The 23,384-nt window shown below is 60.1% G+C and carries 21 protein-coding genes; 10 read left to right on the top strand and 11 right to left on the bottom strand.

What is annotated here, in order from left to right:
• The first annotated feature begins 253 nt into the window (after positions 1-253).
• Both MW046_RS14770 and MW046_RS14765 read left to right on the top strand, forming a co-directional pair.
• The gene (locus MW046_RS14770; protein WP_438268196.1) at positions 254-2,191 is read left to right on the top strand and encodes a rhamnogalacturonan lyase; all 1,938 of its coding nucleotides are present in this window, start codon (positions 254-256) and stop codon (positions 2,189-2,191) included.
• Positions 2,192-2,292: 101 nt separating this feature from the next.
• Positions 2,293-3,381, top strand: a complete 1,089-nt coding sequence (locus tag MW046_RS14765) for a Gfo/Idh/MocA family protein (protein WP_247994926.1) — start codon at positions 2,293-2,295, stop codon at positions 3,379-3,381.
• A gap of 10 nt (positions 3,382-3,391) precedes the next feature.
• Here MW046_RS14765 and MW046_RS14760 read toward each other — a convergent pair whose 3' ends face one another.
• From MW046_RS14760 to MW046_RS14745, 4 genes are all read right to left on the bottom strand, one after another.
• Positions 3,392-4,807 carry a family 4 glycosyl hydrolase gene (locus tag MW046_RS14760; protein WP_247994925.1) on the bottom strand — a complete coding sequence of 472 codons (1,416 nt, stop codon included), beginning with the start codon at positions 4,805-4,807 and terminating at the stop codon, positions 3,392-3,394.
• 136 nt (positions 4,808-4,943) lie between these two features.
• On the bottom strand, positions 4,944-5,585 hold the full coding sequence (locus tag MW046_RS14755; RefSeq protein ID WP_247994924.1) for a ThuA domain-containing protein: 642 nt from the start codon (positions 5,583-5,585) through the stop codon (positions 4,944-4,946).
• Positions 5,586-6,180: 595 nt separating this feature from the next.
• A complete protein-coding gene (gene lipP1, locus MW046_RS14750; protein WP_247994923.1) occupies positions 6,181-7,158 on the bottom strand; it encodes a LipP1 family hormone-sensitive lipase in 978 nt (325 codons plus the stop codon).
• A 149-nt stretch (positions 7,159-7,307) separates the two neighbouring features.
• On the bottom strand, positions 7,308-8,072 hold the full coding sequence (locus tag MW046_RS14745) for an IclR family transcriptional regulator (RefSeq protein WP_247994922.1): 765 nt from the start codon (positions 8,070-8,072) through the stop codon (positions 7,308-7,310).
• A gap of 145 nt (positions 8,073-8,217) precedes the next feature.
• On the opposite strand from MW046_RS14745, the gene MW046_RS14740 reads away from it, so the two are divergent.
• Both MW046_RS14740 and MW046_RS14735 read left to right on the top strand, forming a co-directional pair.
• Positions 8,218-9,774, top strand: coding sequence for a long-chain-fatty-acid--CoA ligase (locus MW046_RS14740; protein ID WP_247994921.1), 1,557 nt, complete (start codon positions 8,218-8,220; stop codon positions 9,772-9,774).
• Between the two features lie 69 nt (positions 9,775-9,843).
• Positions 9,844-10,983 (top strand): acyl-CoA dehydrogenase family protein, encoded by a 1,140-nt coding sequence (locus MW046_RS14735; RefSeq protein WP_247994920.1) that lies wholly within the window; start codon positions 9,844-9,846, stop codon positions 10,981-10,983.
• Here MW046_RS14735 and MW046_RS14730 read toward each other — a convergent pair whose 3' ends face one another.
• The gene (locus MW046_RS14730) at positions 10,984-11,778 is read right to left on the bottom strand and encodes an N-acyl homoserine lactonase family protein (protein WP_247994919.1); all 795 of its coding nucleotides are present in this window, start codon (positions 11,776-11,778) and stop codon (positions 10,984-10,986) included.
• 88 nt (positions 11,779-11,866) lie between these two features.
• Complete coding sequence (locus MW046_RS14725; RefSeq protein ID WP_247994918.1) at positions 11,867-12,685, bottom strand: alpha/beta hydrolase family protein; 819 nt, start codon at positions 12,683-12,685, stop codon at positions 11,867-11,869.
• 192 nt (positions 12,686-12,877) lie between these two features.
• Between MW046_RS14725 and MW046_RS14720 the strand changes: the two genes are divergently transcribed.
• Complete coding sequence (locus MW046_RS14720; RefSeq protein WP_247994917.1) at positions 12,878-13,558, top strand: helix-turn-helix domain-containing protein; 681 nt, start codon at positions 12,878-12,880, stop codon at positions 13,556-13,558.
• A gap of 48 nt (positions 13,559-13,606) precedes the next feature.
• On the top strand, positions 13,607-14,380 hold the full coding sequence (locus MW046_RS14715) for an enoyl-CoA hydratase/isomerase family protein (RefSeq protein ID WP_247994916.1): 774 nt from the start codon (positions 13,607-13,609) through the stop codon (positions 14,378-14,380).
• A gap of 4 nt (positions 14,381-14,384) precedes the next feature.
• On the opposite strand, the gene MW046_RS14710 is transcribed toward MW046_RS14715, so the two are convergent.
• On the bottom strand, positions 14,385-15,119 hold the full coding sequence (locus MW046_RS14710; protein ID WP_247994915.1) for a 3-hydroxyacyl-CoA dehydrogenase family protein: 735 nt from the start codon (positions 15,117-15,119) through the stop codon (positions 14,385-14,387).
• 126 nt (positions 15,120-15,245) lie between these two features.
• On the opposite strand from MW046_RS14710, the gene MW046_RS14705 reads away from it, so the two are divergent.
• From MW046_RS14705 to MW046_RS14695, 3 genes are all read left to right on the top strand, one after another.
• On the top strand, positions 15,246-16,496 hold the full coding sequence (locus MW046_RS14705) for an acyl-CoA dehydrogenase family protein (RefSeq protein ID WP_247995233.1): 1,251 nt from the start codon (positions 15,246-15,248) through the stop codon (positions 16,494-16,496).
• A 130-nt stretch (positions 16,497-16,626) separates the two neighbouring features.
• Positions 16,627-16,908: a hypothetical protein gene (locus tag MW046_RS14700; RefSeq protein ID WP_247994914.1), complete on the top strand. Its 282-nt coding sequence runs from the start codon at positions 16,627-16,629 to the stop codon at positions 16,906-16,908.
• Positions 16,909-16,965: 57 nt separating this feature from the next.
• Complete coding sequence (locus MW046_RS14695; RefSeq protein WP_247994913.1) at positions 16,966-17,541, top strand: RDD family protein; 576 nt, start codon at positions 16,966-16,968, stop codon at positions 17,539-17,541.
• Between the two features lie 15 nt (positions 17,542-17,556).
• Here the strand turns inward: MW046_RS14695 and MW046_RS14690 are convergent, their stop codons facing one another.
• The 4 genes from MW046_RS14690 to MW046_RS14675 form a co-directional block, all read right to left on the bottom strand.
• Positions 17,557-18,636, bottom strand: coding sequence for an ABC transporter ATP-binding protein (locus tag MW046_RS14690; protein WP_247994912.1), 1,080 nt, complete (start codon positions 18,634-18,636; stop codon positions 17,557-17,559).
• Positions 18,637-18,672: 36 nt separating this feature from the next.
• Positions 18,673-19,545 carry a carbohydrate ABC transporter permease gene (locus MW046_RS14685; protein WP_247994911.1) on the bottom strand — a complete coding sequence of 291 codons (873 nt, stop codon included), beginning with the start codon at positions 19,543-19,545 and terminating at the stop codon, positions 18,673-18,675.
• Positions 19,542-20,495: a carbohydrate ABC transporter permease gene (locus MW046_RS14680; protein ID WP_247994910.1), complete on the bottom strand. Its 954-nt coding sequence runs from the start codon at positions 20,493-20,495 to the stop codon at positions 19,542-19,544. The genes MW046_RS14685 and MW046_RS14680 overlap by 4 nt, the downstream gene beginning before the upstream one ends.
• Before the next feature lie 101 nt (positions 20,496-20,596).
• Positions 20,597-22,012, bottom strand: coding sequence for an ABC transporter substrate-binding protein (locus tag MW046_RS14675; RefSeq protein ID WP_247994909.1), 1,416 nt, complete (start codon positions 22,010-22,012; stop codon positions 20,597-20,599).
• Positions 22,013-22,362: 350 nt separating this feature from the next.
• Between MW046_RS14675 and MW046_RS14670 the strand changes: the two genes are divergently transcribed.
• Positions 22,363-23,343 (top strand): FAS1-like dehydratase domain-containing protein, encoded by a 981-nt coding sequence (locus MW046_RS14670; RefSeq protein WP_247994908.1) that lies wholly within the window; start codon positions 22,363-22,365, stop codon positions 23,341-23,343.
• The last annotated feature ends 41 nt before the right edge of the window (positions 23,344-23,384 follow it).

The following is a 23,384-nucleotide window of genomic DNA, read 5'->3' as shown; positions in this document are numbered from 1 at the left end:
TTCAGATCTCGCTCTGCTCACAGCGTCCGATACCACCGGACGTTTTCCGCAGCTCCCATGTCACAACTGATCGGCAGTTACATCCGTACGCGTGTAACGGCATACGGATCGTAGTTGATGCCAGTGCTGGCGTCGGATTTTGATGGTGACTGTATCCGGCATCACCGGCTACGAAATCGTCGGCTTCATCTGTTCGACCGACAAAAGGTTTTTAACAATTCACTTTCAACGGAGGTTGGAGGCGTTGACAGCAATGAATGACAGAGAGACGGATGCAGAACAAGCGTTCGGGAGTCGCCTTAATCGGCGTTCGTTCGTCAGCCTATCGGGAGTGGTGTTAGCTACAAGTTTTCTCGGAACGAGCGGCGCTGCGACTGGGCCACGAAATGAAGATTCACTCCGGCAGATGGAGTCGCTCGATCGGGGGATGGTGGCGGTGCCAACGGATGAAGGTGTGTTGGTCCGCTGGCGGCTCCTCGGAACGGATCCCGATCGGATCGGGTTTCACCTGTTTCGCGATGGGACGAAGGTAAACCGTGCGCCGATCCGCGATCGCACGAACTATCTCGATCCCGATGGAACGACGTCCTCGACGTACTCGTTGCGTCCCATCGGCGTCGATGAGTCCACCCACACGACGACCGTCTGGGATCGGAGCTACCGGGAGATCCCGCTGAACAAGCCGTCTGAAACGGTCGGCCACAACGGGGAAACGGTGACCTACAGCGCCAACGACGCCAGCGTGGGCGATCTCACCGGCGATGGAAGCTACGACATCGTGCTCAAATGGACGCCGTCGAACGCCAAGGACAACGCTCACGAGGGACACACCGAGAACGTGTATCTCGATGGCTACCAGCTCGACGGCACGTTCATGTGGCGGATCGATCTCGGGCGGAACATCCGCGCAGGAGCGCATTACACGCCGTATCTCGTCTACGATTTCGATGGCGACGGCGTCGCGGAGATCGCTGTACGAACGTCGGATGCCGCTGTTGACGGCACTGGCACGGTCATCGGTGATCCGGATGCCGACTACCGCAACGAGACGGGACGGATCCTAACGGGACCAGAGTATCTCACCGTGTTCGATGGGGAGACGGGAGCCGAACGCGCGACCGTCGACTACCGACCGGCGCGAGGCAACGTTTCGGACTGGGGTGACAGCTACGGCAACCGTGTCGATCGGTTCCTCGCGGGTGTCGCGTATCTGGACGGCGAGCGGCCGAGTATCCTCATGACCCGTGGATACTACGAAAAAACCATGTTGGCGGCGTTCGACTTCCGGGATGGTGAACTCACCGAGCGATGGGTGTTCGACAGCGATGATCCCGGCAACGGCGCGTACGCCGGACAAGGCAATCACCAGCTCAGCGTCGCGGACGTCGATGACGACGGGCACGATGAGATCGTTTACGGTGCGATGGTCGTCGATCACGACGGCACGGGGCTGTACTCGACCGGCTGGGGCCACGGCGATGCGCTCCACGTCGGTGATTTCGATCCCGACCGCCCGGGACTGGAGGTTTTTCAGGTTCACGAACCGACGACCGCACCGTACGGTGCGTCGTTCCGGGACGCCGAAACCGGCGAGCTGATCTGGGGACAACACACCGGCGAAGACACGGGCCGAGGGATGATCGCCGACATCGATCCGACCCACCGGGGAGCCGAAGCGTGGGGATGGGGTGTCGACACGCACACCGTTGATGGAACGTCGATCGCCGATCCCGTCCCATCAGCCAACTTCGGCATCTGGTGGACGGGCGATCTCCAGCGGGAACTCCTCGATCACGACTGGGACGACGACGCCGAAATCGGGGTCGGCAAGATCGACCGGTGGAACCACGAGACGGAAGAACTGGAGACTCTACTCACCTTCGAGGGGACGTATTCGAATAATTATACGAAGGGAACTCCGTGTCTGTCGGCCGACATTCTCGGGGATTGGCGCGAGGAGGTGCTCTGGCGGACCGAAGACAGCAGTGCGCTTCGGATCTATGCGACGACACACCCGACCGAACACAGGATACCCACTCTGATGCACGATTCTCAGTATCGGACGAGCGTGGCATGGCAGAACGCAGGGTATAACCAACCACCGCATCCGAGTTTCTACATCGGAACCGGCATGGACGACCTGCCGACGTTGAACATCGAACCAGCCCACGACGAGGATCCAAAGCGGTAGTACGGAGTACTCCGCCTCGTTCCCTCACGGGGAACCATTAGCCCCGAGCCAACGATGCCCTCGGACGAAAACTATTTGCTCGTTTGCATACATTGTCGATTATGGAACGGATTACCCTCGGTATTATCGGGTGTGGAACGATCAGCGACGTGTATTTCGAGACCGCAACTGAGTTCGACTGTCTCGAAGTCGTGGCTTGTGCCGATTTGGCGACCGAACGGGCCGAAGCAAAGGCGGATCAGTATGGGTGTCGCGTTCTCCCGACCGATGCGTTGCTCGCCGACCCGGAGGTCGATGTCGCGGTAGTCCTGACGCCGCCCTCGACGCACGGGGATCTCCTCATACGAGCGCTGGAAAACGATACGCACGCGTACACTGAGAAGCCGTTGGCGACCTCGATGACCCAAGGGAGGGAGATCGTCCGGACGGCGCGGGAAAAGGACCTCCTCGTTGGGAGTGCTCCCGACACCGTCCTCGGAAGCGGGCTACAGACGTGTCGGGACGTGCTCGAAGCGGGCCGGATCGGTGATCCGGTCGGTGCTGTCGCATCCTGGGCGACCTCCGGTCACGAACACTGGCATCCAGATCCGGACTTCTACTACCAAGAGGGTGGTGGTCCGCTGTTCGATATGGGACCGTACTACCTCACGGCGCTCGTCGCGCTCCTCGGTCCTGCGCGTGCAGTCGCAGGCACCACGACCAAAGCGACTGACGAACGGACGATCACCAGCGAGCCCCGATGGGGGGAAACGATCGACGTGACGGTACCGACCCACGAGACCGGAACGGTCACGTTCGAAAACGGGACCGTCGGAACGGTGATGATGAGTTTCGACGTCTGGGAAACGTCGGTGACGGGCTTTGAGATCTACGGGACGGAGGGTACTCTTCAACTCACCAATCCCAACCGGTTCGATGGTACGCCTCGCGTCCGTGTTCAGGGCGTAGACGAGGTACAGGAGATCTCGGTGACCCGCAACCAGTCGAGACATCAACGCGGTCTCGGGTTGTTGGATCTTGCCTATGCCCTCACGACTGACTGGCACCACCGAACCAGCGCGGCGTTGGCGCTCCACGTGCTCGACATCATGACAGGGATCCGCGATTCGGGGGCGGAAAACGAGTATATCGAGCTCTCGAGTACGCTCGAACGACCGCCGGCCGTTCCGGACGACTTCCCCGATCCCTAAGCGGGACTGTTCACTCCACGACCGTCGCGTTCCGGAGATCGTAGTCGGTGAAATATTCGCGCTCGATCTCGACGAGCCGAGCGAACAGCTCTGCTGCGTGTTCGCGTTTGAGTGTCACGAGTGGATCGTTAAGGAACGCTCGGAACGCACGATCGAGATCACCCTCGAATCCGGCTTCGATGAGCGTCTCTTGGTTGGTGACGTGGCGCTTGACCATGCTGTGGATCTCGTCGGGTAGACCGCCAGCACACAGCGGCGTAACGCCTTTTCCAGTGAGCAAGGCGTTCGTTTCGACAACTACGTCTTCCGGAAGATCGCTGATCTGTCCTTCGTTAGGGTAGTTAAGGTGGGTTTTGAACGGTTCGATGCCCAACAGCGCGCGCATGATCTCGATGGCTTCTTCACCCGACTCGGTGAATTCGAATTCGTCCACGCGAGTGGTCATCATCTTGTCGGGGGATTCCCCACCGACGCGGGCAGAACTGGGTGTAAGCCGAATCCCCCAGCGCTGGATCTCTTCGGGTGCATCGATAGAGAGATACCACGGAACGAACTCCGCGAGGTGTCGGTCGCCCGCCGCACCGAGTACGCCGAACCGATCGTACAAGTCGAACGCGATCTGGAAATGGTTGCTCCAGTAGGACTCACCCGCCATGTCGCCGGGTTCGTAGCCGGGGAGTGGTTTGCGGCGTTCGAGTTCCTCGTCAAGATAGTCGTACAGATCGTGACCGGCCCAATCGGCCGCGTCGATCCACGTGAAATGGTTGATACCCTTGACGGTCACGTCGATCTCCTCGCGGTCGACGTCCTCGGCCGTCTCGACGTACCGCTCTGCGATTTCTGCAAATAGCTCTTGAAACGGGTGAACCTCATGACAGAGGCCGATGGCGTTGATGTCGGGAAACTCCGCGTACAGCGCGCGGGTACAGACCGTCATCGGATTGGTGTAGTTGATCACCCACGCATCGGGACATTCTTCGCGGACTGTGGCAGCGATCTCCCGGTACTGAGGAATGGCTCGCAGCGCCCGTATCGTTCCACCGGGACCGACCGTATCGCCTACGGTCTGGTAGATGCCGTACTCTTGGGGCACGTCGAGATCGTGTTTGAACGTTTCTTCGGGTGGGTCCTGGACCGAGCAGACGACGAAATCCGAATCCGATAGCGCGGCGTCCATCTCTCGATACGCCTCGAATCGCCAGTCACCGACTGCGTCCGTCCGTTCCATCACGCGGTTGCCGAATTCGGCGTTTCGTTCGGCCGCTTCGTAGTCGACGTCGTACAGGGCGACCTCTCCGCTGAGATCCGAACACTGGCCTAGATCGTTGATGAGCGTGTGTGCCCACCCTTGGCTTCCCCCACCGACGTAGCCGATCTTCAGTTCCGACGCAGAGGCTGCTCCATCGTAGAGCCCTAACTCGTGCATACACACGTGATTGGAACACAAAGAAATATAGCTGTTGGCACCTGCCGTTGGTACCGTCCGGAGCCGTAGCGCGACCGTAGTGGCGGGACGTGATGAACAGTTCTGTCGAGAAGCCTCCGAGAGCCGGGAACGGCTTTCACTCGTTACCGGCCCAGCGGATCCCTCGGACGAGCAGTGATCGAACGCCGTCGGTGGCGAATGCGGGCTTTCCATGGCCAAGCGAACAGTAGAACACCCGTCCGTCGCCGTACGGTTTCACCCACGCAACCGGCATGTCTCCGTTTTCCGGATGATCCATCCGAGCGAGAACCCGTACGTCGTCATGAGCGACGGCGTACGGCTCGTCCCAGACAGTAAACCCATCGAGTCCGGCCGACACCGGGTGATGGCTGTCGACGACGTTCACGTCGAATGTCCCTTGCTCGGGGTGGGTCAGAAAGTGACCCCCGAGCAGCGCCCGGAGATCGGGAACTGGCTCCTCGCGCGCTCCTTCGACCACGGTCGTGAGGTCGGCAGCACAGTGGACGCCAACGTAGCCCCCACCGTTTTCGACGAACGAGAGCAGCCCCGATCGTTGCTCGTCGGTGAATGTGCTGTCCGTCGTGTAATCGATCAAAACGTCGTATCCGATCAGATCACACAGCTCGTCCCGGTCGGTCGTCAGGTCGACGGCGATCCCTTCCACGTCGATCGCCCGGCGAAGCGACGGGCCGATCCGTTCGAGCCGATGGAACGGAAAGCGGTTCTCGCCGATCACGACTGCTTGTATCTCTGACATTCGTTTCGGATCACCGCACCGCAGTACCTAATAGCTGTCGCCCCCGACCACGTTCGACTCATTCCACCACACTCGGATCAATCAAAAATAATCACACTCTACCGGCGGCTACGATCCGGAGATGGACGATTCTTCCTCGAACGATCGTTGACGCTTGGACTGCCGGATACCCCTTCGAAAGCCGTATACGACAGTAACCAAGGTATGAACCGTTCGATATTCGTAATACTACGCCGCTATGACGGATTATGAGATCTATGTCCGATCGACAGTCCAAACGCCGACTGGTTGCTCCGCGGAGCGATCTCACGTCATCGCATACGAATCCATTCTATAATGGGTAATTTATTCTGTACTTCTGTTCGTCCAAGGGGAAACGTTCCGTTTCCGATGCCGAATCGATACCGATCGACGTTCGTTATGAAGGGTTATTGATCGATCGAAACAGTGTCGGTTGGAGTCACGGTTCACTTGCACCGTGTTAGAAGCGGGATAGAGTGCAACCAGAAAGATACCGGTGGCTCACAGCACGATCTACGGCGTTTTGACGGCGAGCGTATCGTCTCCACAGGCGACGATGAACGGGATCGCGTGGTTACTGTTCGAACGTGTCTGCGAGATCGTCGGCTAGTTCGTCGAGACAGTCGTCGGCTTTGGAAACGACGCCAGTCATGCTGAGAAACCCGTGTATCATCGTTTCGTAGTTGCGATGGGTGACTTCGACGCCGTCCTCTGCCAGTCGTCGAGCGTACTCGATCCCTTCGTCGCGCAGGGGATCGAATCCGGCGGTGATGACTGACGCTGGCGGCAGGCCAGACAGATCCCGCGCCAACAGCGGGGCCGCGTACTCGTTGCGGGCGTGAATGGAATCTTGCACGTAGCTCCGCTGGAACCACTCCATCTCGTCGGCTTCGAGGAAATACCCTTCGGCATTTTCCTCGTAGCTCGCCGGACGCGAGCCGACGGGGGTCGTCCCGACAGCGGGGTAGATGAGGAGCTGTCGATCGATCTCCGGTCCATCCCGATCGTTTGCCAATAGCGTGAGGCTGGCCGTCAGATTCCCCCCAGCGCTATCGCCGCCGACCGCGAGCCGCTCGGGATCCCCACCGAGATCACTGGCGTAGCGTTCTGCCCACTCTAGCGCCGCGTAGCTGTCCTTTACGGCCGCCGGAAACGGGTGTTCGGGAGCGAGCCGATAGTCGACGCTGAGAACGAGTGCCTCCGTTCGGTTGGCGAGCGCGGCACATACGTTGTCGTGGCTGTCGAGACCACCCAACACGAATCCCCCACCGTGTAGAAAGACGAAAACCGGGAGGTCGTCCGCCGGAGTCGGCTTGTACAGTCGGATCGTGATCGGTTCGTCCGGTCCCTCGATCTCGATATCCTGTGTGTGATGGACCGATTCGCTTTCGGTGAACTCGTTCATTGCCTCGAACTGGTCCCGGGCTGCCCGCGGTGTGAGAGCCGGAATCGGGGGCACGTCTTGTTCGTCCATCACGTCCAAGATCGCTTCGATCTCCGGATCCGGCGCCTCGGCTTTCACCGGCGTATTGTCGATCGTCATCGTGCGCATACAGATACCTCACACCACTACTTAAATTATCTACTTTGATCGATTGTCAGCATCGAGCTCCGATTCGTACTCTACTACCGATGATTGGATTCTGTTCTGTAGTGGGGACGCTCGAAGGAATTAGGGGATTAGTGACATTACCGCGCCTCTTAATGGAACGATAAATCGACTTCGATCGCGTTGGCAGCCGACAGCAGTCGATTCGGTAGTTCTCGCTCATGCCAGTCGCCTTCGAGACGCATCGCCGGACCCGACAGTGAGATCGCGCCGCGTACATCTCCGCCGTCGACGATCGGAACGCCGATCGCAGTAACACCCGTTCGATACTCCTCTCGATTGAAGAAGTACCCTCGATCACGACCGTCGCTAAGCTCGTCGTACAGGCGTTCTCGATCCGTGATCGTGTTCTCCGTGAACCGCTTTAGTCCCCACCGATCGAGGATCTCCTCGATGCGCGAGTGAGGTAAGTGGGCGAGGATCGCCTTCCCTGACGACGAACAGTGCATGTAGGAGTGCGTTCCGACTCTGATGTCCGTCTGTACCGAACGGTCACCTGCGGCGATACAGAGTGCCGTCGCAAGTCCGTGTTGTTCGACCATACAGAACACCCGTTCCCCAGTTTTTTCTGCTACCTCCTCGACGACGGGCCGTGTCACCGCGTACAGCGGTTGCGATCGTTTGACGTACTCGCCGAAGTTCACGAACCGAAGACCGAGTTCGTACTGTCCGTCTTCAGAGACGACGAACCCGTTTTGCGCCAGCGTCGCCAAATGAGCGTGCGTCGTACTTTTTGATAAGTCCAGATGGTCGGCTAGTTCAGTGACGCCTGCTCCGTCGAGTTTCCACAGCGCTTCGACGATCGAAAACGTCTTTTCGACGGATGTGAGCGTTTTCGGTGTGTCGTCGGTGTCCATGTTCGTTCTCTCGTTCCAAATCAGTATAAGCTTGTTCGATATTGGGGAACGCGCTTCGGACAGCGGTTTTCGATCCGATCGCCCGTTGCTCATCGATAGGCAAAGGTTTTTGAGAACCCACAGTTCATGATAACTGTGATCAACCGTGACAAACCTGGTCAGTGATGTGATTTCCACCGTCGACACCCACGCCGAACAGACGGCGCTCTGGTATGAGGGCCAAGACATCAGTTATCGAGCGTTCTGGTCGCAGGTTCGTCGATTCGCTGGCGCACTCAGGGGACGGGGCATCGAACCGAGCGATCGGGTAGCGATCTACCTTCCGAACCTTCCCCAGTACGTTGTCGGCTTTTTCGGAACGCTGCACGCTGGCGGTATCGTTGTGCCGATGAATCCCCAGTACAAGGCCCGCGAGATCGAGCACTTGCTGGCTGACAGCGAGGCGCGGGTCGTCCTCACGCTCGCTGATCTCGTGCCGTACGTCACTCAAGTAAAAGACGAGACGGACGTCGAACACGTCGTGAGCGTCGGCGACAGCGACGCGGCGGAGTCGTTTGCTGCGTTCCTCGATTCAGCGGACGACGTTTCGGCTCCCGTCGAGCGAGCCGACGACGATGTGGCAGTCCAACCGTACACGAGCGGAACGACCGGCACGCCCAAGGGTGTGTTGCTCACCCACCGGAATCTCGCGTGGGACGCGCGCGCGGTCTCGGAACTGATGGATGGCGGTGTTCGTTCCGACGATCGGTTCCTAGGAGCGTTGCCGCTGTTTCACATCTACGGGATGACGGTCACGATGCTCTCGACGCTGTTCGAAGGCGGATCGTACTACCCGCTCCCCGAGTGGGACGCACAACGGGCGTTGTCGCTGATCGAGCGCCAACAGCTGACGGTGATGCACGGCGTTCCGGCGATGTTCAACGATCTCATCAACCAGGAGAACGCCACCGAGGCTGATCTGTCCTCCCTGCGATTCGTGAACTCCGGAGGGAGCAGCCTTCCGATCGAGGTGTTAGAGCGGTTCGAGGAGCTGTATGACGCTGAACTGTACGAAGGGTACGGTCTCACCGAAACGAGTCCCGTTACTCACGCGAACCAGCCCGGTAGCAGACGTCCCGGAAGCATCGGTCAACCGCTCGACGGTGTGGAGGCGAAAATCGTTGATGGTGCGGGTGAGAAACTGCCGCCCGTCGAGCGCGGTCCCGTCGAGGACGACGCTGATCTCGATTCCGTGACAGGAGAGCTTCTCGTTCACGGGCCGAACGTCATGGAAGGGTACGCCGACCTGCCGGCGGCCAACGAAGGGGCGTTCACCGAACGTGATGGGAAGCGGTGGTTCCACACGGGTGACATCGGATACTACGACGAGGATGGATTTTTCTACGTCGTGGATCGGGAGAAACACATGATCAACACGGCCGGGTACAACGTGTATCCACGGGAGGTTGAAGAACTCCTCTTCGAACATCCTGCGGTCGCCGATGCCGCCGTGGTTGGGGTTCCTGACGAGCGCCGGGGTGAAACCGTTGTGGCCTTCGTCGCTCCGGGTGGGGACGTGACGCCCGAGGAGATCAAACAGTACTGTCTCGACACGCTGGCGGAGTACAAACATCCCCGGACAGTCGAGTTCGTTGAGGAACTGCCGCGAACCACTACCGGAAAGGTACAGAAGTTCGAGCTGCGCGACAGCGCTGATCAGTAACGTCGCGTCGTTTTTCGTTGCGACGAGCTGTTGGAGAAGATACTTCACGCCGGGCGATGATACGGAGATATGGCGTTCGATCTGTCCGACGAACAGCAGGCAGTCCGTGATGTCGTCCGGGAGTTCGGTGAAAACGAGATCCGACCGGTAGCACGAGACCACGACGAGTCGGGGAGCTACCCGTACGAACTCGTCGAACGAGCGGCCAAGTACGATCTGATCTCACCCACTATTCCGGAGGAGTACGGTGGGGCGGGGATGGATCTGCTCAGTGCTGTGCTCGTTACTGAGGAGTTGTGGCGCGCCGATCCCGGTATCGGGAGCGCTATCGGCTCGCGGGGATTCGGGAGCAGCATGATTCGGGCCTACGGTGACGAGGCGATGAAATCGGAGTGGCTGGAGAAGATCGCTTCCGGTGAGTCCGCGAGTTGTTCGTGTATCTCAGAACCGGCCCACGGTTCGAACGTCGCCGGGATCGAGACGCGCGCCGAGAAAGACGGTGACGAATGGGTGATCGACGGTAACAAGATGTGGATCACCAACGGCACCGTTGCTGACGTTGCGGTCGTGATGGCGAAAACCGACCCCGGCAGTGGCCACCGCGGGATCACGGCGTTTCTCGTGCCGACAGACACCGATGGCTTCGAGGCGACGAAGATCGACAACAAACTCGGTATTCGGGCCTCGGATCTCGCTGAGATCACACTCACGAACGTTCGAGTACCGGCGGACAACGTCATCGGCGAGATCGACGAGGGGTTTTACCAGCTGATGGACTTCTTCGCCGGCGGCCGGACGAACGTGGCTGCCCAAGCACTGGGCGCTGCCCAAGCTGCGCTCGATGAGTCGATCGCCTACGCAAACGAGCGTGAGCAAGGCGGTCAGCCGATCAAAGAGTATCAAGCCATCTCACACAAGATCGCAGAGATGGCGACGAACGTCGAAGCCGCCCGTTCGCTCACCTACCGCGCTGCGAGCCACGTCATGGACGGTGAGAAGCGGAAGGCGACGAAGTACGCCAGTATGGCGAAGCTGTTCGCGAGCGAGCACGCAGTCGACGTTGCAGACGAGGCGATCCAGGTTCACGGCGGGGCTGGCTACGTAACCGACCATCCCGTTGAGCGGTTCTACCGCGATGCCCGGATCACGAAGATCTACGAAGGAACGAGCGAGATCCAAAAAAACATCATCTCCGATTCGATCCTCTGATCACAGTTTACGGAGCCGCTCGGCATCGCCAGCGTCATGCCCACACACCACCAGCGCATCGTGTCGCCGTTCGCGGTCTTTGAGCAATCGGAGGCTCTCGAACCACGCGCGTTTGTCCCAGAGCAACCCAGCACCGAGCGGTAGCTCCTCGTCGTAGTTCTGGCGCATATACGCCTCGTCTCCTGCGATGAGTAGCGTCTCGTCTGCCAGTTCGATCTGGAGTCCGAGCAGCCCCGGCGTGTGTCCGGGCAGGTGCAGGAACTCGATCCCTGAAAAGTGGGTCTCACTCTCACGGTGGATGATCTCCCAGTTCAGATCGTGATCGAAATCCGCTGCGACGTACGCATCACTTCCGTAATCGGTGTTCGCGCTGTAGTAGGCGTGTTTGAGTTCGGCTTCGTGAACGTAGATCGGAACGTCAGTGCCCGCGAAGTTGTGCAATCCACCGGCGTGGTCAAGATGCAGGTGGGATTGGATCACGGCGTCGATCTCCTCCAGTGCGTAGCCCGCCGCCGCGAGATCGTCGCTCAAGACGTGTTCATGGGCGTCGTAATGCTCGAATGCCGCGTACAGTTGTGCGGGCCAGTGTCCGTCTCCCGCTGCCGGATGCGAACCGGTGTCCCAGAGGATGGTCGCCTCGGGATGATCGATCACCAAGTTGTACACCGGTCCCTCGCCCATCACCGTATCGGGATTGGGATTCTCGGCGGTTCCCATCGCCATTCCTTCGATAATGTGGTTCAGATCGGTTCTGATGTGACCGCGGTCGATCAGGTCGATCGTGATCTCCATCACGATCTCGACTCAGGGCGCTCACACATAGCTTCCGACGTAGCGGCTATCTGTTCCGGTTGTATAAACTGGTTTACCGCTGTTGGATCGATCAGTCGTTCAAGATGACGCTGGCAAGATCGCTGCCGACCTGTGAGTCACCGAGGTATTCTAGGTGGCCACCGACCGACGAGGTGACGTCGACGTCCGTGTAGTTCGACGCACCATCACACGGTGCCCCCTCCGTTCCGAGCGCCGTGTCACCGATGCCGCCGTAAGCTGAGCCGACGGTTGTATCGTTCTGGGAGTGGTAGTTCCGGACTGTTCCCGCGTTGTCCGCGATCCCCGAGTGCCACTGCCCGAGCGGACAGACGGTCGACCCATCTGCAGCAGTGCCCATTCCACCAATGGTGTCGATCGTGTAGCCGGATCCGATCGACGTCGCCGCCCAGTAGACGATCCGACCGCCCAACGAGTGACCGGTCAGTCGGACGTTGCCCCCACCGCTATCGCTGTATTCCTCGATGAGTCGGGCGACCTCCGCTCCGACGTCCTCCGTGTCGCTTTCGGCGCTGGGATACCAGAAGTTGGTCGCAGGCCACTCGATGGCGACCGCCGCGTCTGGTGTGTATCCGCCCGCTTCGACGGAGCCCAACACGTTGTTCGCCTGACTCCTGACTGTCGTGTCACCGAACCAGCCGTGAACGAACACGAACAGCTCGTCGACGACCGGCAACGGTCCATCGGCTTCGAAACCCCCGAGAAGCGTTTCCTCGACCTCGATAACCGTCACGCTTTGAGCGACAGTGCTGCCGGTGGCGGCGACGGGGCCGACGAGCGCAGTGGCTCCAAGCCCCTTGAGTACAGTCCGTCTGTCGACGGTGGTCGTCTCGTTGTTCTCCTCTCGTCCCGAACGTGTGCTGTCTCGCATGGAACAAATGAGACATCGGAATTATTATAATAAAAGTTTCTTATGTCTATGAGGGCAATTTTAAGTGGGGTGTGATGATCAAACGGGATAATGTTTGACACACCCATGAAGTTATTAATTTAGAACTGTAACGACAGGTCGATCCGATCGAACGGTAGTTAGGATCAGTACAAACATCGTTGGAGGACAACTATGTGGGAGGTTTCGTACGTCATGACCCCGGACCGGGGGTATTTCGACAGGGCGGAAACGATCGTTTGGGAGACGGGCGTGCAACTCGAATCGATTCGTTCGATGGAGTTCGTCTCGGATGGGTCGGTCGTGATCGTGTACGAGATCGACGGGTCGGTCGATGCGCTCCGGAGGTGTTTGGAGGACGCTCCCGAGAAGGTCGTCGACTACGTCGTCGCTCGGGACGCTGATCCGGTCGTGATTCAGATCCGGTTCTATCCGGACGAGACGCTCAAGCAACTGCTCTCGGTGCAGCGATCGTTCGGCGTTTCAGTTCGGTTTCCGATCCGGTACGTCCGTCAGGATCCCGCTAGCGTCGAAATTGTGGAGGTGGGACCACGAGAGGAACTCAACGGTCGCATCCGAGAGACGCGAAAGCTATCGTCCATCCACATTGAGCACGTCCATCCGTACCACCCGAGTACGCCCCGGTGGTTCGCCCAGCTCACGGACCGTCAGCAAGAAGTGTTACGCACAGCGGTTCGAACCGGCTACTACCGCGTTCCGCGAGAAACCACACACGAGGATCTCGCCGAGGAACTCGACTGTTGTGCGAGCACCGTCGGACAACACCTCCGTCGGATCGAGGCCCAACTCGTCGCTTCGATCCTGCCGGCCAGTTCCATTACGGAAGCGACGTGACCCGACGGATAACGGACGTATTTTGTGGGTCGAACGCAACGATAGCGCATGGAGGATTTGGAGACCGTTCTGATCGAGTTCGATGAAACGAGCGGCGTCGGGACGATCACGCTGAACCGCCCCGAATCGCTGAATGCGCTGAACGATCAGCTCTCACGGGATATCGTTACCGGCCTGCAACGCCTCGAAGAGGAGGAGCTTCGTGTTGCTGTGATCGAAGGTGTGGGCGAGAAAGCGTTCTGTGCGGGGGCGGACATCGGTGGCTTTTCGAGCGAATCGTCGGTCGAGCGCTCCGAACGGCCCGTACACACGTTCGTTTCCGAGTTTCCGGTACCGGTGGTGGCAAAGATCGACGGCTACTGTTTGGGTGGCGGTTTCGAACTCGCGTTGGCGTGTGACTTGCGGCTGGCGAGCGCGGACAGCGAATTCGGCTTTCCTGAGGTGAATCTCGGGCTGTTACCCGGTGCTGGCGGCGTCCAGTTCGTTACGAAGCTATGTGGACCGGCTACTGCGATGGAGCTGGCTATGCGCGGTGAGCACGTTTCAGCGGAGTGGGCCGCCGAAGAGGGTCTCGTGAACCACGTGTACTCCCCGGACCAGTTCGAGAGCGAGGTCGACGATTTCGTGGCGCAGCTGGCCGGCCAAGCACCGCTTGCGATCCGCGCGATCAAGAAATCCGCTCGGATGGCCGTCGATGCGGGACGTTCGGAGGGTCGACAGTACGATCGACGGCTGTTCAACGAACTGCTCACCACCGACGACTTCGCGGAGGGCGCGGCGGCGTTCAGCGAGGACCGAGAACCGGAGTTCGAAGGTCGCTGATCCGTCAGTCCCACTCTTCGCCGATCCCGCGAAGCGAAAACGGACCGACTGGAAGGTTGTACCCTTCTTCGAGCGCCGTATCGACCTGTTCTTCTGTAGCGATCCCTTCGTCTACGATCCGCTGGGCTTCTCGTCGCATCGCACCGTAACACCGGTTGGCGATGAAGCCGTACGACCCAGGATCGTCGTCGATAACGACGGCGGTCTTGTCGAGTTCGTCGGCTAGTTCTGTGGCGCGTTCGATGACTGCGTCGTCGGTCTCGGGCGCGCGAACGATCTCGACGAGCGACATCACTGGAACGGGATTGAAAAAGTGCGTCACCGCGACCCGTGAGGGATCGGAAACGGCGTTTGCGATCGCCGTCACCGAAAAGCCGCTGGTGTTCGAGTACAGCGGTTGATCGTCCGTCACGGCATCCAGTTCTCGAAACACCTTCCCTTTGACCGCCAGCTTCTCTGTGACGGCTTCGATGACGAACTCCGTTCCCTGCGTTGCGGCTTCGAGATCGGTCGTGAACGTGAGCCGATCGAGCGTCGCATCACGCTCGTCTGGCGTGAGGTGGCCGCCATCGACGGCGTCGTCGAGTCCAAAACTGCCCGATACCAGCCGATCGCGGGCTTTCTCGGCTAGCTCTTCAGAGATTTCACGGACGCGGACCTCATAGCCGTGACGCGCGAGTACCTGTGCGATTCCACTGCCCATGATGCCGCCACCGATGACTGCAACTGCTTGTGCCATGGATGGACAGTACAGGGGTGGAAACTTAGCTGTTCCCAACCTGATCGTGTGGACCGACCAATGAACGCCTCGCGGCGTGTTTCCCGTGTCGGGTGGTTTTACGGTGGTGTGTACGAAGTAGCTCACATGGAGTATCACGACTCCGAAACGGCCCAAGACATGGCAGATCGGGTAGGAGCGTTCATGGACGACGTCGTGCTTCCCCGAGAACGAGAAGCACTCGCAACTGGTGAACCAATCACGACCGAGGAGATGGAGGCGCTCTGGGAGCAGGCCAAAGAACGAGATCTGTTCGCGCCTCAGGTGCCAACAGAATACGGTGGTCAGGGACTCGACTTTCGGGAGATGTTGCCGTCGTTCGAGCAGGTCGGTCGCTCGCTGATCGGGGCGCGTTCGATTCGGGCGAACGCACCGGACGAAGGGAACATGCACACCCTCGAAATGGTCGGCACCCCTGAACAGAAAGAAAAGTGGCTTCGTCCGCTCGTAAGCGGCGAGATCTCCTCGGGCTTTTCGATGACCGAACCGATGCAGGGCGGGGGATCGGATCCGAAGATGCTCAAAACCACCGCCCAGAAAGACGGTGACGAGTGGGTTCTCAACGGTCACAAGTGGTGGACCACTGGCGGCATGAACGCCGACATCCTGTTGGTAATGGCCCGAACTGATCCCGACGCCCATCCCTACGAAGGGACGTCGATCATCCTCGTTCCGGCGGACACCGAGGGCGTGACCGTCGTCCGCGACATTCCGCACCTCGGAGATCACAGCATCACCGAACAGTCAGTCGGCCACGCGGAGATCAAATACGAGAACGTCCGCGTTCCACTCAAGAACACGCTCGGAGCCGAAAATCAGGGGTTCCAGATCGCCCAGATGCGTTTGGGTGGCGGGCGGCTCACCCACTGTATGCGCTATTCGGGGATGGCAGAACGCGCGCTCGACATCGCCAAGGCGTATCTCGCTGAACGCGAGGCGTTTGGCTCTACACTCGCTGATAAGCAGGCGTTGCGCCACCGGATCGCTGACGCGGAAACGCGGCTCCACGCCGCACGAACGATGGTCCGCCACGCGGCCCGCGAACTCGACCACAGCGAGGCTCGCATCGAGGTCGCAATGGCGAAGCTGTTCACCGCGAACGTCACTAACGACATCATTGATCTCGCTGTCCAGTGTTGTGGTGGGGCTGGCATCGGGAAGGATCTCCCGTTGGCGCATTTCTATGAGCACGTCCGGGCGTTTCGAATCGTTGACGGTGCCGACGAAGTCCACCGCCGATCGATCGCCCGCGACGCCTTCGATGCTGTCGAGGAGGTCGAGATCCCGAACACGCCCCAGTTCGACGAGGAGCTGTGGATCGACGAGTTCGACGGCTAAGCAACTGGATCTGTTCAGAATGACCGTATTCGATCGGAAATTCTCGACCGCCCCTAATCGCGTTCGTGTTGCTGGGACGAGTTTGGGCCATCCGTAGCTATTTGAACCTAGACGGGAATAATCGGTACGTATGAGTGGAGATACGCCGCAGCGGACCTCGGAGGGAGCCGGTTTGGAAGATATTCACGAGGCGTCGGATTCGGTGGAGCAGTCCACGATGTCCGTCACCATCGGAAACGTTCGAGAACGGTGGCGAACCGCGGGCGCCATCGTCGTGCTGGCAGCCACCAGCGTCCTGCTGTTCCGCGTGGACGGGGGACTATCGATCGACACACAGGTGTTTGCCGGGATCACCCTCCTCTTGTTGCTCTACTTCCTCGTGACGCTGCGATCGGACGTGGGCATGGAGTGATGGCCGATTCCGCGACCGAGGGGAAGGTATTTCGTCCGCCCCGGTGAATGTGTCACTGTGACTGACTGGACGCTAGATGGGTTTTTGCCGACCCGGCGGCAACCGGCGCCAGCACTGGAGACCGCGGACGACCGCGGTGTTTTGCTCGCCCGTGGCGGTGCGGCGGTGATCGACCTGTTCGTCTGCTACGTTCTGATCGAATTTCCGTTGATCTACGCTTTCAGCGTGGCGTTCGTCGGTCCCTACGAGGCGCTCGAGGGATACGTCGTCGTCTTGTCACTGCTCGTGCTCCTGCCGATTTACGCCACCTACTCCTTCGTCTTCGAGTGGCGCTACGGCCGAACACCGGGGAAGGTCAATCGCAATCTGCTGGTTGTCACGGTCGATGGCCGCCCGTGCACCTACCGCGCCAGCGCCATCCGGAACCTCTTTTTGTACGTCGATCTGCTCGGCATCCCGCCGCTCGTGATCGGCTTCCTATCGGCCCTTGTGACCGATGGTCGTCGCATCGGCGATCTCGCCGCCGAGACGATCGTCGTTCGCTCGGTGGCTCCGACGGATCCCGACGGGGCGGTCGCGGCCGATCTGGACACGAGTGCGGCCGGTCGGGCAGCGGAGTCCCGCGAGAACTGACGGACCAGCGCAAACTCAAGCGATCCGGACGCCGGAGTCGGTGTCGAACAGACGGATGGCGTCGGACTGGAAGACGAGCCCGTACTCCTCGCCGTCGCCCTCGAAGTCCGGGCCGGTGACAACGATCGCCTCGCCGAACTCTGTCTCGAAGAAGCTGTGCGTCGCATCGCCGAGGGGCTCGTCTAGCAGGTGCGTCGCCGGGATGCCAACGTCGGCGTCGTTGCTGACGGTGATGTGCTGGGGCCGGAGACCGACGCGGACCTCGTCTCCGTTCCACCCTCCGAGACCGTCGACCTCGTACTCGTAGTCGCCAACCACCAGCTCCGCTGTTCCGTTGACGGCCCTGATCCGCCCGTCGAAAAACTGCGTCGACGGCTGGCCGATAAACCGGCTGACGAACTCCGAATCTGGCTCGTCGTAGATCTCTTTTGGCGGGGCGACCTGTTCCAGTTCGCCGTCGTTGATGACCGCAACGCGGTCGGACATCGTCATCGCCTCTGCCTGATCGTGTGTCACGTACAGCGTCGGACAGCCGATCTCGTTGGTCACCTTCTCGATGACCGGTCGCAGCTCGGCTTTGAGCTTGGCGTCGAGGTCCGACATGGGCTCGTCGAACAGGAAGACCTCAGGGTCGCGCACGAGCGACCGACCGAGCGCGACGCGCTGTTGTTGACCGCCGGACAGTTCCGAGGGCATCTTCTCGAGCTGGTCGGTGATCTGGAGTAGCCCTGCGGCCTCCTCGACGCGGGCGATGCGCTCTTGCCGGGAGAACCCGGCGATCTTGAGGCCGTAGGCAATGTTCTCCTGAACGCTCATGTGCGGGTACAACGCGATGTCCTGAAAGAGCAACGCGATGTTGCGCTCCTGGACGGGTGTCTCCGTCACGTCTCGGTCGCCAAATCGGATCGTGCCGCTCGTCGGTGTGTTCAGCCCCGCGACGCACCTGAGTGTCGTGGTCTTGCCACAGCCCGAAGGACCCACTAGCGTCACGAACTCGCCGTCGGCGATTGTCAGCGTTACGTCATCTACTGCGACGATTTCATCGCCCGATTCCTCGTACACTTTCGTCAGGTTCTCGATCGTGATGTCCGGCATTGTTGTGTTTGGTGTAAGCTATCGTTCGATCGGCTCTCAGAGGGCTCTGACCTGAAACCCCTTCAGCAGGTAGCTCTGCATGAAATAGGCGAAAAGCAGCGGCGGCAGCGTCATGACCAGCGAGATCGCCATCAGGTGGGCGTCCGGCAAGAACTGTGCTTGACTCATTGCCCGGAGCACGCCGGGGGCGAACGTTGTGGTTTCGGTCGACGGGAGGAGTATCTGCGCGAACGTGAAGTCGTTCCAGGCGAGTGCGAAGGCGAACAGCGCCGCGGCGATGATCGCCGGTCGACACTGCGGAACGACGACGTCGCGAAAGCCCCGCCAGCGCGAGGCGCCGTCCACCCACGCGGCCTCCTCGTGGGCCTCCGGAATCGTCATGATGTACTTCCACATCAGCCACACCGCGAAGGGCATCGAGAGGGCCGATAGTGCAATGATGAGCCCGATACGGGTGCCCAGCAGCCCGATGGACTGCCAGATCTGGTAGAGCGGGATCCCGATGACGATGGGGCTGAAGAGATACCCGATCAGGAGGATCCGCGCGAAGTTCTCCTTTTGGGGGAAAGACAGCCGCGCGAGACCGTACCCGGCGATCAGCGAGACGACAACGACCGTCACGATGGTGCCGATGGCTACTACGACCGTGTTGAACATGTAGGTGTACATCTCCGGGTTCGCCAGGACCGCGAAGTTATCGAGCGTGACTGTCTCGGGCGTGGGAACGATCGTGACGGCGTCCTCGACGGTTTCGTACTCGGTGACAGCGAGCTGGGCCATCCAGTAAACCGGCCAGACGCCGACGACAACGATTATCACCGTGCTGAGGAGCTTCAGCGCCTCGAACACCCGGCTTTCGTCGTTGTAGGAGAGACCAAACACGCCTCCCGGTGGTTCGTTCCGGCTCATGTGGTTGTCTCCACCTCCTCGCTCGGATTGAAGAGCGTGAAGTAGGCGATCGCAGACACCAGCAAGAAGAGGAACATGACGACGGCGATCGCGTTGGCGAACCCGTAGGCCTGATCGGTGTAGACGGTTTTGTAGGCCAGCACGGGGAGCGTGGTCGTGGCGTCACCGGGCCCGCCCTGCGTGAGTTGCCAGATGATGTCGAACTTGTTGAACATAAAGATGGACCGGAGCAGAACAACAACCAGAATGATCCCCGTGAGACGGGGTAACGTAATGTCACGGAACATCTGCCACCGATTGGCGCCACACACCTTCGCCGCCTCGTAGAATCGGTCGGGTATCGCACGCAGTTGTGCGAGCGTGAAGATGGTGATGAAGACGGAGAACTTCCAGCTGCCGATGAGGATCAACAGTGGCATGGCCCACTCTCGTGACCCCAGTGGGGCTTCGGTGGCACCCCACAGGCCGAACTGCTCGGCACCGAGCGCCTGGAACACGCCCCCGGCCGGATCGAACACCCGGAGTGCAACCAGCGAGACGATGATCGTCGGGATCAGGTACGCTGTGAAGACCACCGCGGTGAGGAGCTTCTGACCGCGAGTGATGCGGTTGAGCACGAGCGCCATCCAGAGACCGACAGCGAGCTGGATGAGGGTGCTGCCGACCATATAGACGATCCCGCGCCACAGCGAGCCCCAGAACGTGGCGATCTCCATGACTTCGGAGTAGTTCTCGAGACCGACCCACTCCCACTCCGGGTTGAGCGTGTGGATGTCGTGTAACGATGCCCAGAACGCGAAGGCGATCGGGACCACCGCGATGAGCATGTACAGTGCGACGACGGGGAGAACGGTCCCGATCCCGACGATCGTCTCTCGGCTCGCGGGCAGGCTGTCCCACGGAACGTACGTCCTCCGAGATCGAGTCGATTCTCCGGTTTTGCCGGCCATATCTAGGTAGCCTCTGTGTCCATGTGTGTTGATCTCATTGTCGTCCGTCTCCGATACGCGCTGAACGCGGTCACACGAGGAGCTGCCACGTCCATGGTCGATCAGCCGAGCTGCTCTTGGGCGTCCGCGAAGGCGTCTTCGAGTTGACTAAGGCCCCACTCGTATGTCTCCTGAACGCTCATCGAGTCGGTGACCACGTTGTTGACCATCTCGCCGTAGAACCACTGGCGTTGCATGTACAGCGACTCCGGCGAGGAGATGTTGGCTTCGTCGACGCTGCCGTAGTGGTTGCCCCAGATCTCGTTCTGGCACTGTTCGAGCTTCTCGAGCAGGTGGGGGTGGGCCTCGAAGATGTCCTGGTTCCGGAACGCGTCGGACCCCAGTACATCGGCATAGGTCGGGAGGAACCGGCCCGGATCCGTCTCGTAGAAGCTCACGGTCCGCTCCATGCTGTCGGCATAGAGCCACTCGAACCACTCCTTGGCGCCGTCCGGATTCGTGCCGCTCGCGAAGATGTGGTAGCCGTCGGGCGCTGGGGCGCTCAGCCAGTTTTCGTCCGCGTCGATCTCCGACCAGGTCGGGTACGCCCTGATTTGGGTCGCCTCGGCCAGCCCGCGCAAGGCGTCGCTGTCCTCGGCTTCGGCCGTCTGTGCTGCGATGCCCACTGGCCAAGCGTTGAGGTGGTAACACTGGGCGTACTGGCCCTGAACCCACTGGCTGAGTGACTCCGACCAGCCGATGCTGGTCGGGTCGGGGGAGTACTCGGCGAGGTCTTTCATGTACTGCAACACAGTCGTCACCTCTTTTTCGGGGAAGTGTATCTCGAGCTCCTCGCGCGCGTCCGGGTCCTTCCAGTGGAGGCCGATGCCGGAGACGCCTGCGCTCGCTAGCAGGACCAGAAACTCGTCCTGACTCTTACCAGTCGGCATTCCAGCCACCCCGTACCCGCGAGCGTCGACATCGGACTCGTCGATGGCCCGGGCGTTGTCGAGCACGTCCTGAAAGGTTTCGGGCACCTCCAGGCCGAGTTTCTCGTAGATGTCCGCCCGATACTGGAAGTTCGAGACGTACAGCCCGTGGGGGATCTGATAGATTTCGTCTCCTTCCCCGAGGAACGCGTCGGTGTTGATCTCCCCATTGACCGCCTCGATCGACTCTACGGTATCGGTAACGGTGTCGAGCTGGCCGCTTTCCCAGATGTCGGCCACCTGGTCGAACGTGGAGGTGTTCGCGTCCGGCGGCTCGCCCGCCTGAATCAACTGGGCGAGCCGTCCCTCTTGAGTGCCGGACATCCCGCCCTCTTCGATGTTCATGGAGATGTCGGTTTCCGATTCGAACTCCGACTTGAACTCCCCCCAGAGTTCCTCCCAGGAGTCGGTGTGGTAGTCCGTGATGAAGTGGACCGCCCCATCACCACCACCATCGCTGCCCCCACCCAGACAGCCCGCTACCGATGCGGCAATTCCCACACCGGCTCCTGTGAGTATCTCCCGTCTATTGAAGGTGTTTCTTGTCATGCGTGATCGAACATCATTTGCACATTGCTAGCAGTCTAGAGGAATCATATAAAACTTTGCTATTTTTACAAACTTTTTATATTGATATTTTCTAAATGGCCAGTTCAGATACACACCATGTTCTCCACGCGGTGGTGGCGCTGACCACAGTCACCCGACGACGTGGTGGTTCGACGAACTCGTGTCGCACTAGGCCGTCTCAACCCGCACCGAGGAGGTAGTCCGTGCCGGTTGTCGTTTGTCGTCACAGTTATTATCTTCGAAGAACCGTTTCTGATATGACACGCACTAATGGCCCAGTCGTGAGCGATCGGCACCGGAACGACCGGCTATCGGGATGGTGGTGATGGATGCCGACTAAGCCGCTATCCGCGCTCGAAGCACAGGTCGGAACGTCCCATCGCACTGTCGAGGGATTCGAGATCGAAGCCGGGAAAGTGGCGGAGTTCGCTCGGGCGATCACCGATCCGAATGCCGTCTTTTTCGACGCACAGACCGCCCGGGATCGCGGTCACGACCGGATCCCTGCGCCGCTGACGTTCACGCGTGTCGGAACGTTTCCCCGCTATGCTGTCGGGGACGAACGTGGTTTCGATCTGGGGTTCCGGCCTGAGCATGTGCTCCACGGCGAGCAGTCGTACGAGTATGTCCGGCCCGTTCGTGTCGGTGACGTGCTGGAAGGGACAACCACTCTGGCCGACTGCTACCAGCGTGATGGCGAGCGTGGCGGCACGATGACGTTCGCCGTCTTCGAGACGACGTACACTGATCAGGACGGCGACCGCGTGCTGACCGAGCGAACGACGAGCATCGAAACCACGGGTGCGATCGGGGAGGACGGTCCACCGCCGACCGATCGTCAGCCACCGACCCGAACCATGGAACCACGGTCGATCCGCCCGCGTCAGACCGTTCCTGCAGAGCGGGTCGATTCGAATGCGGCGCTCGCTGTCGGTGACACCGGTCCGACAGTCGTCGTTGAAGACCTACACCGACAGGATTTCGTGAGGTATGCGGGCGCAAGCGGTGATTTCAACCCGATTCACTACGACGAACCATACGCCACAGCGGCGGGCAACGAGCGTGTCTTCGGACAGGGTATGTTCACTGCAGGCGTCACGTCGCGGGTCCTCACCGACTGGTTTGGGGTCGATCGGATCACGTCGTTCGGTGTGCGGTTCCGCTCGCGCGTGTTCCCTGGGGATACGATCGTCGCTACCGGCGAGATCGTCGATATCGAATCGAACGGCGTCGAGGCAACCGTCGAACTGGAAGCTACCGCCGACGGGGAAACGCTACTCACCGGCACGGCGACTGTCACCGTCGAGTGATCGGTCCCGGTGGGTGTTTTAGTTCTGTACAGGATTCTCTT

The sequence above is a fragment of the Halocatena salina genome, assembly GCF_023115355.1.
GTDB lineage: Archaea > Halobacteriota > Halobacteria > Halobacteriales > Haloarculaceae > Halocatena > Halocatena salina.
The sequence above is the reverse complement of the archived record's forward strand: the minus strand, read 5'-3'. Positions and strand labels throughout refer to the sequence as shown.

What these genes read in the sequence shown, in the direction of transcription:
- MW046_RS14770 (WP_438268196.1), top strand. Translation starts at nt 254, where the DNA reads ATGAATGACAGAGAGACGGATGCAGAACAAGCGTTCGGGAGTCGCCTT.
- MW046_RS14765 (WP_247994926.1), top strand. Translation starts at nt 2,293, where the DNA reads ATGGAACGGATTACCCTCGGTATTATCGGGTGTGGAACGATCAGCGAC.
- MW046_RS14760 (WP_247994925.1), bottom strand. Translation starts at nt 4,807, where the DNA reads ATGCACGAGTTAGGGCTCTACGATGGAGCAGCCTCTGCGTCGGAACTG.
- MW046_RS14755 (WP_247994924.1), bottom strand. Translation starts at nt 5,585, where the DNA reads ATGTCAGAGATACAAGCAGTCGTGATCGGCGAGAACCGCTTTCCGTTC.
- lipP1 (WP_247994923.1), bottom strand. Translation starts at nt 7,158, where the DNA reads ATGCGCACGATGACGATCGACAATACGCCGGTGAAAGCCGAGGCGCCG.
- MW046_RS14745 (WP_247994922.1), bottom strand. Translation starts at nt 8,072, where the DNA reads ATGGACACCGACGACACACCGAAAACGCTCACATCCGTCGAAAAGACG.
- MW046_RS14735 (WP_247994920.1), top strand. Translation starts at nt 9,844, where the DNA reads ATGGCGTTCGATCTGTCCGACGAACAGCAGGCAGTCCGTGATGTCGTC.
- MW046_RS14725 (WP_247994918.1), bottom strand. Translation starts at nt 12,685, where the DNA reads ATGCGAGACAGCACACGTTCGGGACGAGAGGAGAACAACGAGACGACC.
- MW046_RS14720 (WP_247994917.1), top strand. Translation starts at nt 12,878, where the DNA reads ATGTGGGAGGTTTCGTACGTCATGACCCCGGACCGGGGGTATTTCGAC.
- MW046_RS14715 (WP_247994916.1), top strand. Translation starts at nt 13,607, where the DNA reads ATGGAGGATTTGGAGACCGTTCTGATCGAGTTCGATGAAACGAGCGGC.
- MW046_RS14710 (WP_247994915.1), bottom strand. Translation starts at nt 15,119, where the DNA reads ATGGCACAAGCAGTTGCAGTCATCGGTGGCGGCATCATGGGCAGTGGA.
- MW046_RS14705 (WP_247995233.1), top strand. Translation starts at nt 15,246, where the DNA reads ATGGAGTATCACGACTCCGAAACGGCCCAAGACATGGCAGATCGGGTA.
- MW046_RS14700 (WP_247994914.1), top strand. Translation starts at nt 16,627, where the DNA reads ATGAGTGGAGATACGCCGCAGCGGACCTCGGAGGGAGCCGGTTTGGAA.
- MW046_RS14690 (WP_247994912.1), bottom strand. Translation starts at nt 18,636, where the DNA reads ATGCCGGACATCACGATCGAGAACCTGACGAAAGTGTACGAGGAATCG.
- MW046_RS14685 (WP_247994911.1), bottom strand. Translation starts at nt 19,545, where the DNA reads ATGAGCCGGAACGAACCACCGGGAGGCGTGTTTGGTCTCTCCTACAAC.
- MW046_RS14680 (WP_247994910.1), bottom strand. Translation starts at nt 20,495, where the DNA reads ATGGCCGGCAAAACCGGAGAATCGACTCGATCTCGGAGGACGTACGTT.
- MW046_RS14675 (WP_247994909.1), bottom strand. Translation starts at nt 22,012, where the DNA reads ATGACAAGAAACACCTTCAATAGACGGGAGATACTCACAGGAGCCGGT.
- MW046_RS14670 (WP_247994908.1), top strand. Translation starts at nt 22,363, where the DNA reads ATGCCGACTAAGCCGCTATCCGCGCTCGAAGCACAGGTCGGAACGTCC.